Origin of the sequence: Bacteroides sp. ET336, from assembly GCF_024733815.1 — a bacterium.
Classification (GTDB): domain Bacteria; phylum Bacteroidota; class Bacteroidia; order Bacteroidales; family Bacteroidaceae; genus Phocaeicola; species Phocaeicola cellulolyticus.
The window spans coordinates 1-14,731 of record NZ_JANRHK010000014.1 but is presented as its reverse complement, the minus strand read 5'-3'; the positions used below and the strand labels follow the sequence as shown (position 1 = coordinate 14,731).

At 39.0% G+C, this 14,731-nt stretch carries 10 protein-coding genes; 5 read left to right on the top strand and 5 right to left on the bottom strand.

Going from position 1 to position 14,731, the window contains the following annotated elements; all coding sequences use genetic code 11:
- Positions 1-33: 33 nt before the first annotated feature.
- The 3 genes from NW213_RS12100 to NW213_RS12090 form a co-directional block, all read right to left on the bottom strand.
- Positions 34-3,156: a TonB-dependent receptor gene (locus NW213_RS12100; RefSeq protein WP_258322930.1), complete on the bottom strand. Its 3,123-nt coding sequence runs from the start codon at positions 3,154-3,156 to the stop codon at positions 34-36.
- Between the two features lie 221 nt (positions 3,157-3,377).
- A complete protein-coding gene (locus tag NW213_RS12095) occupies positions 3,378-4,988 on the bottom strand; it encodes a LuxR family transcriptional regulator (protein ID WP_258322929.1) in 1,611 nt (536 codons plus the stop codon).
- A gap of 455 nt (positions 4,989-5,443) precedes the next feature.
- A complete protein-coding gene (locus tag NW213_RS12090; protein WP_258322928.1) occupies positions 5,444-6,454 on the bottom strand; it encodes an aspartate-semialdehyde dehydrogenase in 1,011 nt (336 codons plus the stop codon).
- Positions 6,455-6,635: 181 nt separating this feature from the next.
- On the opposite strand from NW213_RS12090, the gene NW213_RS12085 reads away from it, so the two are divergent.
- From NW213_RS12085 to NW213_RS12065, 5 genes are all read left to right on the top strand, one after another.
- Positions 6,636-8,783 (top strand): cation:proton antiporter, encoded by a 2,148-nt coding sequence (locus NW213_RS12085; RefSeq protein WP_204390704.1) that lies wholly within the window; start codon positions 6,636-6,638, stop codon positions 8,781-8,783.
- A complete protein-coding gene (locus NW213_RS12080; RefSeq protein WP_154044301.1) occupies positions 8,762-9,487 on the top strand; it encodes a ThiF family adenylyltransferase in 726 nt (241 codons plus the stop codon). The genes NW213_RS12085 and NW213_RS12080 overlap by 22 nt, the downstream gene beginning before the upstream one ends.
- 13 nt (positions 9,488-9,500) lie before the next feature.
- Positions 9,501-10,151, top strand: a complete 651-nt coding sequence (locus NW213_RS12075; RefSeq protein ID WP_204390702.1) for an ABC transporter ATP-binding protein — start codon at positions 9,501-9,503, stop codon at positions 10,149-10,151.
- A gap of 135 nt (positions 10,152-10,286) precedes the next feature.
- Complete coding sequence (locus tag NW213_RS12070; protein WP_258322927.1) at positions 10,287-11,126, top strand: S1 RNA-binding domain-containing protein; 840 nt, start codon at positions 10,287-10,289, stop codon at positions 11,124-11,126.
- Between the two features lie 126 nt (positions 11,127-11,252).
- Positions 11,253-12,050 carry a hypothetical protein gene (locus NW213_RS12065; protein ID WP_154044304.1) on the top strand — a complete coding sequence of 266 codons (798 nt, stop codon included), beginning with the start codon at positions 11,253-11,255 and terminating at the stop codon, positions 12,048-12,050.
- A gap of 157 nt (positions 12,051-12,207) precedes the next feature.
- Here the strand turns inward: NW213_RS12065 and NW213_RS12060 are convergent, their stop codons facing one another.
- Together NW213_RS12060 and NW213_RS12055 are read right to left on the bottom strand one after the other, a co-directional pair.
- Positions 12,208-13,536, bottom strand: a complete 1,329-nt coding sequence (locus NW213_RS12060; protein WP_204390696.1) for a TolC family protein — start codon at positions 13,534-13,536, stop codon at positions 12,208-12,210.
- A gap of 27 nt (positions 13,537-13,563) precedes the next feature.
- Positions 13,564-14,658: an efflux RND transporter periplasmic adaptor subunit gene (locus NW213_RS12055; RefSeq protein WP_154044306.1), complete on the bottom strand. Its 1,095-nt coding sequence runs from the start codon at positions 14,656-14,658 to the stop codon at positions 13,564-13,566.
- Positions 14,659-14,731 lie beyond the last annotated feature (73 nt).

Below are 14,731 nucleotides of genomic sequence, written 5' to 3'. Positions count from 1 at the left end.
TAATGAAGTAGTAATTTGATTATAATATTTAATTTAGAAAGTAAGCTGAGCACCGACTGTAAATGATCTGGTAAAAGGATAGATCAGTTTGTCGATACCTGTATTCAATACGTTACTTCTTGAGAATTCTGGATCAATTCCGTCGTATGCAGTTATAGTAAACAAGTTTTCTCCACTAACATAGAATCTAAGTTTTTCTATATAAACTTTTTTAGTTAATGATGAAGGTAACGTATAGCCTAACTGGAGTTGTCTTAATCTGACAAAATTTCCATTTTCCAAGAAACGGTCAGATTCTCTTGTATTTCCATTAGAGTCCTGATATATTGCACGTGGCACGTCAGTATCTGTATTTGTTGGGGTCCATGCATTAAGTGTTGATTTAAGCATATTTGAACTGGAATTCATTCCTTCATAGAAATATTTATTTCCATTATATAATTTATAGTTCCATGCACTACCTAAAACTAATGAAAGGTCAAATCCCTTATAATCTGCCGAGAAATTTAAGTTTGCTTCTAAGGCAGGTATACCAGAACCGCAGTAAACTTTATCATCTTCGTCAATAGTTCCATCATTGTTCATATCAAGGAATTTTATATCACCAGGTTTAGCTTCCGGCTGTAATAACTCTCCCTCATTGTTTACATATTGGTTTATTTCCTCCATGCTTTGGAATATTCCGTCAGTTTTGTATAAATAGAATGCTCCTATAGGTTTTCCTACTTTTGTTTGTGTTGGGAAATGTTCTGTTCCATATTTTAAACCTTCTCCGTATATCGTTTGGCCTTCGTTTGCCAATTCTAATACTTTATTTTTGGTTGTTGTTAAATTGGCACCAATAGAATAGTTGAAATCATTTATTTTGTCATTCCAGTTTAATTCTATTTCGATACCTTTATTACTCATTTTTCCAACATTTAATATAGGGTTATCAAGACCTGCTGATGGGGCCAGAACTTTTGTAATAAGTAAGTCTCTAGTTTGGCTGTAATAGTAATTGAAACTACCGTTGAGTCTGTTATTGAATAAGCCGAAATCTATACCGATATTTTTTGAATCAGTAGTTTCCCATTTTAAGGACTTGTTTTCAAGTGCACGGGCAACACTTCCAGTCCAAGCATTATCACCATTACCTCTTACATATCCTTGATACATTGTGTTATAAGTACTGATTAATGCTAGGAAGTCATAGTAACCTAAAGCATTCTCGTTTCCTAATTGTCCCCAGCTTGCTCTAAGTTTTAGATTATTTATAAAACTGTCTTTTGGGAAAAATTCTTCTTGACTTATTCTCCATCCTAAAGCAACTGAAGGGAAAAATCCCCAACGGTTGTTTACACCAAATTTAGATGAGCCATCCCATCTAACTGTAGCTTGAATTAGATATCTGTCATTATAGTTATAGTTTACGCGACCGAAGAATGATGCTCTATTATAATCCCATTTACTTCCACTGCCATCGTATGTTCCTCCAGCACCTGCATCAATAGTTGCAAATGATTGATCAAGGAATCCTGCAGGTATTTCATTAGTAACCAAATTGCCATCTTCAACTTTATAGACTGTTGTTTTACCTTCAACACCAACTGAATTCCATGTATATTTTCTGGCTGTAACAGATGTTCCTGCCATAAGATTTAAATTGTGCTTTCCGAATTGTTTATTAAAGTTCAAAACATTGTCGAATACTTGTTCTTCCCAATATGCTGTGGTTTCGGAATTATATGGGTATTCTTGTTTTGATTTAGGATCGGCTGTATAGCTAGGGGCGTGACTTGTTTCTCTTTGATGTTCTCCTCTGTAAGAATAACTTGTTTTAAAATTGAGATAGTCTGTGAAATTTATTGTTATTGCAATATTTCCACTGGTATGATATTTTTGGTCTGTTGCTTTCTGGTAATAATGGTCTGCCATTACGTTTCTATTGTTTGGCAGTCCATCAAAATTAGTTAATCCAAATCCTGATTCTTCATTCTCATTGTAAATAGGTACAAGAGGAGAAATCATATACATTTCTTTAAGTGAATATTGTGGTTGATTGCTGTTTGTATATTTGAAATTGAAGTTTGCGTCGAAATCAAATATACTTTTCTTCATATGTAGTTTCATCCTTGCATTATCTTGTTTATAGTCGTTTCCTAAGAAAATACCTTTTTCATCTGCATGATTATAGGAAATAGAGTAAAGTGCATTATCTGAGCCACCTCTTATACTAATCATATAGTTTTGGGATAAACCTTTTCTCATCATGGCATCTTGCCAGTCTGTGTCGACACTACTTTCGTTTGTGACAAATGCAGGTATTGTTACATCTGTTCCAGGGTTATCTGCAATATAGTTTTCAAACATCTGTTTGTGTACTTGTTTGTATTCTGCTGCATTTAACAATTCAAGCTTCTTAGCAACATTTGTAAAACTTATGTACGTATTAAAGTCTATTTTTGTATCACCTTTTTTACCATTTTTAGTTGTTATAATTACAACTCCGTTTGCGGCTACTGAACCGTAAATAGCTGCTGCGGCGCCATCTTTTAATACTTCCATTGATTGTATATCTGATGGATTTACATTATTGATATCTCCAGGAAAGCCATCAATAATATATAAAGGTTCATTGTCACCAAATGATTTTACACCACGTATTTTAACAGAAACTCCTGCTCCTGCATTGCCACCTGCTTTCATAATGTTTACACCGGCAATTTTTCCTTGTAAGGCTTCTGCTGGGTTTGTTGTCGCTCTTTTAGTAAGTTCTTCTACATCTACAGATGATATAGCACCTGTCATGTCACTTTTTTTCATTGTACCGTATCCTACTACGATAACTTCATCTAGCAATTCATTGTCTTCTTTTAAGGTTATATTGAATACAGTCTTTCCATTTATATGAATTTCTTGTGTCTGATATCCTACATAAGAAATGGAAAGTGTTCCATTTGGAGAGACTGAAAGGGTAAAATTACCATCAATATCTGTTATAATTCCGTTTGTTGTCCCTTTTTCTAGGACACTAGCACCTATAATAGGAGTTTTTCCACTGTCAAGTACTGTACCTGAAATTTCTATAGTTTGGGCATCTCCCAAAACTGGAAACATAAAAAAGAATAGCAACACTAGTTGCTTTACTTTTGAGTAAACTCTTGTTCTTTCCATTTTATTCATTTTTAAGTTATTAATAGTGGATAATAATTATTTGCTGTTACTACAAAAATATTTTTATTAATCTATTAAAACAAAAAAATGATATTTATAAGTATCTACAAAATGCTTTGTAATTAAACTTAAATAATCTACAAGTATATATATAATGTCTTGTTTATTAGATGTTTAATATCGTCAATACTATATACAAATGTACTTATATTGTTATCTTTTTATATTTGTTTTATATATTCTGTTAAATCGGTTTCGCTGTTTAAATTTAAAGCTTTTCTTAGTCTATATCTATTCATATTGATAGTTTTAGGTGTCGTTCCGGTTAAAATTGCAATTTCTTTTGCCGACATGTCTGTTCTCAATAGGCATGCTAGATGCTTTTCTCCATTAGTTAGTTTTGGGTGTTTTTTCTCGAGTCTTTCTAAAAAATCATTATTGATGTCATTGGTTGTTTTCAATGTTAAACTATTTGTTTTGTCGTTGTCTTGATATTGCGTAATAATTGCATTAATTTTTTTTAGATGTATTGTAACTTCGTTGCCATTTAATTTATAGCCTTGTTTTATAAGTTCTTTTATTTTTTCAAGAAGTTCATTTCTACTTTTAAGAAATGCAGCCATATTTGTCATTTGCTGTTTATTATTTTCTAAAGTCAATTGTGCATTCATTAATTCCATATTCTGCAAATTTACTTTTTGCCTTGCTATTTCATGTTGTGATTGTTCCAGTTTATATTGCGCTTTAATCAGTGCCAATTTTTTCTTTCTTTTCGATCGCTGTGTTAATAGGATTGTTATTATTGTTACTAGGCTGGATATTATAATTATTCCATATATATTTTTTTCTAGTCTTTGAATTCTGTATTCTTGTTTTTTTATTTCGTTTTCCCTTATAACCTCATTTAATTTTTCTTCTGCTATATTCAATTCTATTTTTCTTAGATTGTTTTCGCTAAGCAGTTCTTGCTTTAATGAGTTAAGTTTTGATTGGTATTCAAATGCCTTTTGGTAATTACAAGATTGATCATATAATATAGAATAATATTCGTAGTTATCACATATAATTCCTTTTGCACCTATTTCATTAGCAATTGTATATGCTTTAGCTAGAGCTTTTTGGGCATTGCCGTAATCATTATCATAAATATATAGTCTTCCCAGATTATTATAGTTTTCGGCTAAAGACCATTGTGCGTCAAGATTTTTGTTTATTATTATGGCTTCCTGAATATATTCTTTTTGTTTTTTCAGATTTCCATGATATAGACACAGATTATTAAGATTGGCCGATATCCCTTTAAAATTTTTTATGGCTCTGTTTATTTTCAGTGCTTCCAATAGGAACTTTTCAGATTGGACATTTTCATTCATGTGATTGTGAATCAAGCCCTTATTGTTGTAAGCAGATGCCAATTTAGTGGAATCATTGTTGGCTTTGAATATAGATACAGCATTGTCATTTAATTCAATAGCTTTTTGAAAATCAGATATGGCACAGTAACATATAGACATAAGATTATATATTTCACCTTTTAGGTTTGATTCTTGGTTGAATGAGTTAAGGTCTATCTTATATAAAGAGTAAAGGCTTTCGTCATTGTTTCCAAGTAATCTTTCTGCCAGTGCTTTAATAAACAATAGTTTGACTATATCGTTTTTATCATCCGTTTCTGTAAGTGCCTTTGATGCAAGGAAAACTGTTTGTTGTGGATTTGTGTATAATCCATTTTCGGCTTTTCTTATTATATCTTTAATATCACTATTTGAAGCAAAAATATTGCATAATGAACTTATATATATAAATATTGTAATAATTAGATAGCTTTTCATGTTTTGAAGTGTCCTTTTAGATTTGATATTGCACAAATATAATACATATTTGTTATTAAACATTGTTTACTTCTTTGATATTTCCTTAATAAAGGCTTAAATATTTCAATTTGTGTTATAAAACATGCTTTTTCTCTTGAAAAATTTGCAGATTAAAATTTACTCCTTACCTTTGTACTGTGTTTTTCATAGTATTAGATTTAAGGTTAATAAAGGTTGGAGTACAGCGGTACTCCTTTTTTTATGTCCGTATTTTTGGCTTTTAGAACTCAATATAAAGCGTGCGCACGTTTGACCTTAAATGTGCGCACGCTTCAATTAAGACGCGGGCACGTTTTACTTAAAACGACAGTGCGTTTTTTTATAGAATTATTACTCGGAATTTTTATATACAAAAAGGAGGTTTCAGCCGAATAAAACTGAAACCTCCTTTGTCGTTTATGAGGTATAATCTATTATCCTATATTTTTAACTTTAATCAGATATTCTGCTATTTGTACGGCATTCAGTGCGGCACCTTTCTTGATCTGGTCACCCACAATCCAGAATGTAAGTCCGTTTTCGTCTGCCAAATCCTTACGGATGCGACCAACGTAAACTGGATCCTTGCCTGCAAGGAACAATGGCATAGGATATTCTTTTTCAGCAGGGTTGTCCATAAGAACAAGTCCTTCGCCTTTTGAGAAAGCTTCGCGAGCCTCTTCTACTGATACAGGACGTTCTGTTTCAATCCAGATGCTTTCAGAGTGTGAACGAAGAGCAGGAACACGAACACATGTTGCGCTTACCTTAACGTCAGAGTGCATGATCTTGCGTGTTTCGTTGTACATCTTCATTTCTTCCTTTGTATATCCGTTTTCAGTGAACACGTCAATCTGAGGAATCAGGTTGAAGGCAAGCTGGTAAGCGAACTTTTCAACTTTTACAGGTTCGTTTGCCAATACCTGACGATACTGCTCATAAAGTTCGTCCATAGCTGCTGCACCTGCACCGCTGGCTGCCTGGTATGTTGATACGTGAACACGTTTGATATGTGTCAGGTTTTCGATGGCTTTAAGTGCCACAACCATCTGTATAGTAGTACAGTTAGGGTTTGCGATGATACCGCGAGGGCGGTTCAATGCATCCTCTGCGTTAACTTCAGGAACTACCAATGGAATGTCGTTATCCATACGGAAAGCACTTGAATTGTCTATCATTACCGCTCCGTACTTGGTGATTGTTTCCGCAAATTCTTTTGAAGTACCAGCACCGGCAGAAGTAAAGGCAATGTCAACACCTTTAAAATCATCGTTGTGCTGCAGAAGTTTGACTTCGATTTCTTTTCCACGGAATGTGTATTTTCGTCCTGCACTACGTGAGGAACCGAACAAAACTAATTCATCTAAAGGAAAATCTCTTTCTTCGAGCACTCTCAGGAACTCTTGTCCTACGGCTCCGCTCGCACCAACAATTGCTACTTTCATGTCTTTATAAATCTATTAAGTTAATATTTCCCTAACTATTATATATTCGTAAATTTTAGTCGTATTGTATCGTTTGTTATTATTTAGACTGCAAAAATAAAACATTCTGACTGATAAATATTGAAACTCGGAACTTTTTTTCTATTTTTGTTCAATAAATGAAAAATTACGATACGAATTTATGAAAGATTTGCTCAATTTACTAGACCTTGATTTTCATTTCCCCATAACAGACCCGACGTGGATTTTCTTTTTGGTGCTGGTAATCATATTGCTTGCTCCTATTATCTTGGAAAAACTGCATATTCCGCACATCATAGGAATGATATTGGCCGGAGTCGTTATCGGTGAGCATGGATTTAATATCCTGGCGCGCGACAGCAGCTTTGAACTGTTCGGGAAAGTAGGACTGTATTATATCATGTTTCTTGCCGGTCTGGAAATGAATATGGAGGACTTCAAGAGCATACGTGGAAAAGCGATGGTATTGGGGTTGTTGGCCTTCGTCATTCCGTTGGGCATCGGTTTTTGGACCAATGTAAACATCTTGGGCTATGGAGTCGTCTCTTCGGTATTGCTTGCCAGTATGTATGCGTCGCATACTCTTATCGCTTACCCCATTGTCATCCGTTACGGCATAAACCGCCATCGGGCTGTAGGTATCGCGGTAGGGGGTACGGCGGTGACAGATACCCTTACTTTGCTTGTGTTGGCAGTCATCGGCGGCCTGTATAAAGGCGAGACTTCGGATATGTTCTGGGTATGGCTGGTGTTGAAAGTGTTAGTGCTTGGAGCCATCATTATGTACACTTTCCCGCCTATAGCCCGCTGGTTCTTCCGCCGTTATAGTGACAATGTGGTGCAATATATTTTTGTCATGGCGATGGTGTTCCTTGGTGCCGGACTGATGGAAATCGTTGGCATGGAAGGTATATTGGGAGCGTTCTTGGCCGGATTGGTATTGAACCGTTTGATTCCTCACGTGTCACCGCTGATGAATCATTTGGAGTTTGTGGGTAACGCGTTGTTCATCCCTTATTTCCTTATAGGTGTCGGCATGCTGATAAACGTAAACGTGTTGTTCGGGCATATAGATTCTATAAAGGTAGCTTCTGTGATGATTGTGGTGGCATTGGTCGGGAAATGGATAGCTTCGTGGTTGACTCAGAAGATTTTCCGGATGCGTGCCGTGGAGCGTGAGTTGATGTTCGGGCTGAGCAACGCGCAGGCGGCGGCCACTCTGGCGGCGGTATTGGTGGGTTACGACATTATCCTTCCCTCCGGTGAGCGGCTGTTGAACGAAGATGTGTTGAACGGGACGATTTTGCTTATATTGGTGACATGTGTTGTCAGTTCGTTCATTACCGAACACACGGCCAAGCAGATTGCCACGAGCGACGATGTAGGCTTGGATGAAGGCAAAGAGCATGAAAAAGAGCGTTTCCTGGTTCCTATAGCTAATCCGGAAACTTTGGAAAGCTTGATGAGTTTGGCGTTGGTCTTGCGCAACGAAAAGATAAGCGACAATTTGGTTGCGCTTAGTGTCATCAACGACAACAACGATTCGGTGAAGCAGGAAATGCGAAGCAAGCGTAACTTGGAGCGGGCGGCCCAGATAGCAGCGTCAACCAATGTGCGGATGAAGACTGTTAGCCGTTTTGATTTGAACATAACAACAGGCATTCTTCATACGGCAAAGGAATGTGATGCGACTGACATTATCATAGGTTTGCATTATAAGGCGAGCATCGTTGACTCTTTTTTCGGTAACATGACAGAGAATTTGTTGAAGAATACATATTTGCAAGTGATGATTGTGCGTTTCCTGATACCTGTCAATACGTTGCGCCGAATAATTGTGGCGGTGCCTCCAAAAGCCGAGTTCGAGCACGGTTTTACCAGATGGATAACATATATGTGCCGTTTGAGCAGCCAGCTTGGGTGCAGGGTGCATTTTTATGCTCCTTTGCGTACTTTGGGATACATCAGCGGTTTTATACAAAAGAAATTCAAGGACACGCGCACCGTTTATTCCGAACTTGAGAATTGGGAAGACTTGTTGTTGTTGACCGGGCAGGTTAATTACGACCATCTGCTGGTTATTGTAAGTGCGAGGTGCGGGTCTATTTCTTACGATTCTTCTTTCGAGAAACTTCCGACGCAGGTCTCCAAATATTTCAATAACAACAGCATCATGCTGCTCTATCCTGAACAAAAAGGCGATCCTAACGAGAGTCTTTCTTTCTCCGACCCGCACGGATGGGCAGAGACGCAATATTATGATAAAGTAGGTAATTGGATTTATAAATGGTTCAAAAAGAATTCGTAAATTGGCAGCAGCGCACGGAACTGTTGCTGGGAAGAGAAAAAACGGAGCGGTTACGCCGTGCCCATGTACTGGTGGTAGGTTTGGGAGGAGTAGGGGCGTATGCTGCCGAGATGTTGTGCCGTGCAGGCATAGGGCACATGACTATAGTAGATGCCGATACCGTGCAGCCTACCAATATTAACCGTCAGCTTCCGGCACTTCATTCCACGTTGGGGCAATACAAGGCAGATGTGCTTGCCACACGTTTTCGCGATATTAATCCCGATATACGATTGGATGTATTGCCTGTATATTTGAAGGATGAAGCTATTACGGAGTTGCTGGACAGTGAAAGGTTTGATTTTGTTGTTGACGCCATTGACACCGTGGCTCCGAAATGTTATCTTATATATAATGCTTTGAAGCGAGGGCTAAAGATAGTCAGCAGCATGGGGGCAGGTGCCAAGAGTGATATTACGCAGGTCAGATTTGCCGATTTATGGGAGACTTACCATTGCGGACTTAGCAAGGCTGTGAGAAAACGTTTGCAGAAAATGGGGATGAAGCGGAAATTGCCGGTGGTGTTCAGTACAGAGCAAGCAGATACGAATGCCGTCGTATTGGTAGATGACGAGCAGAATAAAAAATCGACTACAGGCACTGTGAGCTATATGCCGGCGGTGTTCGGGTGTTATCTGGCTGAATATGTGATAAAGAGAATCTAAACATTCCTGAGATATGATAGAGATAGAAGGAATAACGAAAAGTTTTGGACAACTTCAGGTGTTGAAAGGTATAGACTTGAATATTGATAAAGGTGAGGTCGTGAGTATTGTAGGACCGAGTGGAGCGGGAAAAACCACGCTTCTTCAGATAATAGGCACTCTTGACAGAGCTGATTCGGGTAGGGTAATTATAAACGGTACTGACGTAAGCCGCATGAAAGAGAAAGAACTGTCTGCGTTCAGGAATAAGGAGATAGGTTTCGTTTTTCAGTTTCATCAGTTGCTGCCTGAGTTTACTGCATTGGAGAATGTCACTATTCCTGCCTTGATTAAAGGAGTTTCAGCTACAGATGCTCGCAAGCAGGCACTTGAAATGCTGAACTTTTTAGGATTGTCAGACCGTGCATCACATAAGCCGGCAGAACTCTCGGGTGGAGAGAAACAGCGTGTGGCTGTGGCAAGGGCTTTGATAAACAATCCGGCTGTAGTGTTGGCTGATGAACCTTCGGGAAGCCTTGACACTAAGAATAAGGAGGAACTACACAATCTGTTCTTTGAATTGCGCGATAAGCTGGGGCAGACTTTCGTAATAGTAACTCATGATGAAGGACTTGCCGGCCAGACTGACCGGACTATTCACATGCTGGATGGAAGGATAGTTTAATTAATAATGAATAATTAAAAATTAATAATTATGAGTTGACAAGGCTACAGTTACAAGTTAATAGAAAGGCTCTCCATCCGTATGGCAACCTTGTCAACTTGTAACCTTGTCAACTAACTTAAAAACTTAAAATATATGAGTCATATTAGATTGGGAGAATACAACCTTCTGGAAGTCGTAAAGGAAGTTGATTTCGGGGTTTACCTTGATGGTAGCGAAGATGGAGAAATATTGTTGCCTACACGTTATGTACCTCAGGGATGCAAGCCTGGTGACGTACTGAATGTGTTTATTTATCTCGATATGGACGAACGCCTGATTGCAACTACATTGCAACCTTACGTTAAGGTGGGCGAGTTTGCATGTCTGGAAGTGGCATGGGTGAACCAGTATGGTGCTTTCCTTGACTGGGGACTTATGAAAGACCTTTTCGTACCTTTCCGCGAGCAGAACATGAAGATGATAAAAGGAAATTCGTATGTAGTTCATGTACATCTTGACGAGGACAGCTATCGTATAGTGGCATCGGCGAAAATAGAAAAGTTCCTTTCGAAGGATATGCCGGAATATAATCCTGGCGATGAGGTGGAGGTCCTTATATGGCAGAAGACAGATTTGGGATTCAAGGTAATTGTTGACAATAAGTTCAGTGGTATGATTTTCAAGAACGAGATATTTACCGATGTGCGTACAGGCATGAAGATGCATGCATACATAAAGCAGATACGTCCTGACGGCAAGATTGACCTTGAACTTCAAAAGGGTGGAGTGAAAAAGGTGGAAGACTTTTCAGATACTCTTTTGGAATATATCCGTAGTAACGGTGGTTCTACACCATTGAACGACAAGACTGACGCAGACGTGATATACAGCACTTTCGGGGTAAGCAAGAAGACCTTCAAGAAGGCTGTGGGTGACTTGTACAAGAAGCGCCTGATTGTTCTCGAAGGTGAACAGGGAATACGTCTGGCCTGATAATAGCAGTATGTAGGATTTATCCTATGTCATGTAGGAACATTCCTAAAAACGTTTGGGAATATTCTGTTGTAGGGGGATTTTTATCCTCCTATTTTTGTATCAGGAAATTAAAACGGTAAGATTATGAAGAGAAGATTTTGTTTAATGATTATGGCAGTTGCAGCCTTTATGTTTGTGTTGCCTGCCGGTGCCTTCGATTTGGGCGACGTCAGGGTTAATGCCCGCTTCCTGACTGACAGGATGGCATTCGAACTGAAGTTGAACGAACGTCAGTATAATGATTTGTATGAGATCAATTTCGACTTTTTCAGTAATGTCGATCCTTATCTGGCGGCTTTGTCAAGGGCGGATGCCAGAGCCATGGATGCGTACTACAGGTATCTTGACGAGAGAAACGATGACCTGAGATGGATATTGTCGAATACGGCATATGTGAAATTCATGTCGATAGACTATTTTTTCCGTCCTATATATGCAATGAATAATGTATGTTATGTACGTGTATATAAAGTTTATCCAGACAGACGTTTTTACTATTACGGATTGCCTCCGCACTATTATACTTACAGAGGAGCACACGCACGTGCACATTGTGGTGGAGTAAGTTATTATAAGAAGAATTTCAGAAAGTATTATAACCACAAGGTATATGCGGGACATTATCAGTGTCGCCCGGAACACAGACCGCATGATTTTGGAAGACCTGAACCTCCGGTACGTCCGCCACGTCAGGTGTGTCCGCCGTCACGACCTATTCCTCCGTCAGTGTCACGTCCGCCAAAGCATGACAATGACAAGCATGACAGATACGAACGACGCAACGAAAGAAAGGAGAAAAGGAGCAATGTCAGAAAACCGAATGACAGGAACTTTTCACGTAGCGCAAATGAAAGCACCCGTAGAATAATGCGGGAAATTTGAAACAGCATCAATTAATTCTTTTTATTATATCTCTCTTGTTACAGTTAGTATTTTTTTTCTAAGGAAATGTTTTCAGGATAATAAAAGCCGACCATACTTACTTGTGGGTAATAAACTGGTATGGTCGGCTTTTTATATAATTGTTTATATATCCGTATTATTTCAGTGTCAGAGGTACTCCTTTATAGAAATCAAGAATCTTCGTACGGAATATATAGTCGTATTTGGCCTGAAGCTTTTCCGAGATTGCTTTCATCCAGCTTGTACGGCTTTCGTTGTATTCGGTGGCATTGGCCTTACCTTCTGCATATTTTTCTTTCATAAGGTTGAAAGATGCTTCTGCAGCCTCGTCGGCTGTCAAGCTGCTTTGGTATCTGCTTTCGGCGCCAAGTGCATTGTAATATGCTTGTTGTATTTCTTTGTATAAGGCTTTTTTGCTGTCTTCAAGTTGCCAGTTCAGGGTGTTCTGCTGTATTCTGGCACTTCTTACCTGGTTTCTTGTGCCGAAGCGGTTGAATATAGGAACACTAAGCTGGAAACCGAAATACTGGCTGAAATTGTCCCTTAACTGTGAACCGAATACAGGATTCTTCATGCCTGCTACCTTGTAATAGTTTGTACTAAGGCCGGCTCCGAAGCTTAATTGAGGGAAATAAGCGCTTTTGGCTATTTTCACTGACTTGGCGGCTCCTTCAAGACGGTATTGTGCCGCTTTAATTGATGGTTTGAACAGTATAGCCTGATTGTAAATGTCAGTAGGTGAGGTTATGCTGCTCATATACTCTTCCATCTCGGCTGTTGGAGACACAATGGAAAAGTTGTCCGGTGATGGAAGTTCCAGCAATTGGCTCAAATCCAGTAAAGCCAATTTGTAGTTGTTGTCTGCCTGTACAGCCGACAACTGGTCCTGTGCCACTCTGGATTTTGCTTCAAGCCATTCTGCTTCAGATGCCTTTCCGGTTTTGAAATACGCTTCCTTTTGCTCTAGCATTTCTTTGCTGAGTTCAACCTGTATGTGTGCCACCTGGGCAAGCTCGTCGTTGAAGAGTACTTGCAGATAGGCTGACGCAACCTGTATGCTGATGTCTTCTTTTGCTTTATTCAGGTCTTCGGTTGCAGCCTGCAGGTTAAGTTTTGCAAGGGCTATGTTGTTAGTTATCTTCAGTCCTGTGAAAAGCGGTATGCTTGTATTCAGGCTGAATGCCGTGTTTTGGGTGTTAAGGCTTTGATACGTATTGTCTGCCTGGATGCTTCGTCCGAAGTTGAAAGAGTGCGATGCACTGCCGTTCAAGTCCGGCAATCTGCTCCATTTGGCTGTATTAAGCTCTACTTCGCTCTGCTCTTTTGACGCTTCCTGCTGTTTGATATTGAGATTGTTCTCTATGGCATGTCTGATGCATCTTTCTAGGTCCCATTTTTCCTGTGAGTATGCATTTGCCGATAGCAGAATCATCAAAGCCGAGGTTATGATTATGTTGTTCTTCATTTCAGTTTCCGATTAAACTGTTATACATTATTCTTTCTTTAGTCCGCGGACAAACTCGTTCTCTTTCAGTCCTGATTTTATTTCAACGTTAATTCCGTCGCTGACTCCGGTTATGACACTTTTGCGCTCGAATTTCTGACCTGACACGCTGTCGGTGAGCAGGAATACGAAAGTGGAGTCTCCCTTGAATTCCAATGCGCTTTCGGGTATGCTGAGCACATCGTTTGCTCTCTGAAGTTCCATTTCGGCATTTGCACTATATCCTGAACGGATTGTAACACTGTCGGGCACTGTAATGGCAGCTTTGATTTCAAACTGGTTGGCCCCGTTGTTTTCCACGCTTTTAGGTGAAATGTATTCCAATGTTGCGTTGAACGACATATCCTGTAGCGCACCTAAAGTAATCTTTACAGGTATTCCTACGGTTATTTTTCCAACTTCTGTTTCGTCAACGTTTCCACGGAAAATGAGGTCGCCCATGTCGGCAACGGTTGCAATTGTCGTACCGTCATTGAAAGTGTTACTCATGATTACCGAGTTACCCACTTTAATAGGTACGTCAAGTATCAGTCCGTCGATAGTGGAACGTATCAGTGTGCTGCTGAATGAAGCACTGTTCTTGGTTATACCTTCCTTGATGATTTCCAGATTGTCCTTTGCTGCCTGTATCTCTTCGCGTGCCTGTTTGGTTGTGAGCAATGTCTTTTCATATTCTTCGCTGCTGACCAGTTTCTTTTCGTAAAGTTTTTCCATTCTTTCAAGGTCAATTTCTGCCTGGCGGCCATTCATCTCGGCCAGACGCACACGGCTTTCTGCAGAATTGAGCTGTCCCAATTCAGGAATAACTTTCACTTTGGCTATCACTTCTCCTTTTTTTACTGTTTCTCCGGCTTCTTTATATACTTCTGATATGATACCTGAAATCTGTGGCTTTATCTGTACCTCGTCTCTAGGTTCTATCTTTCCTGTAGCCACGGTTGTTTGTACGATGTTTGATTTTACTACTTTCAATACGTTGTATTCAACGTCTTTTGGCTGTGATTTCTGGTAAAGGAATACGAAAGTTCCGATGAACAGCAGTGCTATGACTACCATTATACCGATTCTGATAAATTTCTTCATATGATTTGTTTTTTTAAGTTTCCTGTTTTTATGTGTTATCTAGCTATAAATGACTGACAAATAACTCTTAATT

Coding starts and splice junctions, on each gene's coding strand:
- NW213_RS12100 (WP_258322930.1), bottom strand. CDS start 3,156: ATGGAAAGAACAAGAGTTTACTCAAAAGTAAAGCAACTAGTGTTGCTA.
- NW213_RS12095 (WP_258322929.1), bottom strand. CDS start 4,988: ATGAAAAGCTATCTAATTATTACAATATTTATATATATAAGTTCATTA.
- NW213_RS12090 (WP_258322928.1), bottom strand. CDS start 6,454: ATGAAAGTAGCAATTGTTGGTGCGAGCGGAGCCGTAGGACAAGAGTTC.
- NW213_RS12085 (WP_204390704.1), top strand. CDS start 6,636: ATGAAAGATTTGCTCAATTTACTAGACCTTGATTTTCATTTCCCCATA.
- NW213_RS12080 (WP_154044301.1), top strand. CDS start 8,762: ATGGTTCAAAAAGAATTCGTAAATTGGCAGCAGCGCACGGAACTGTTG.
- NW213_RS12075 (WP_204390702.1), top strand. CDS start 9,501: ATGATAGAGATAGAAGGAATAACGAAAAGTTTTGGACAACTTCAGGTG.
- NW213_RS12070 (WP_258322927.1), top strand. CDS start 10,287: ATGAGTCATATTAGATTGGGAGAATACAACCTTCTGGAAGTCGTAAAG.
- NW213_RS12065 (WP_154044304.1), top strand. CDS start 11,253: ATGAAGAGAAGATTTTGTTTAATGATTATGGCAGTTGCAGCCTTTATG.
- NW213_RS12060 (WP_204390696.1), bottom strand. CDS start 13,536: ATGAAGAACAACATAATCATAACCTCGGCTTTGATGATTCTGCTATCG.
- NW213_RS12055 (WP_154044306.1), bottom strand. CDS start 14,658: ATGAAGAAATTTATCAGAATCGGTATAATGGTAGTCATAGCACTGCTG.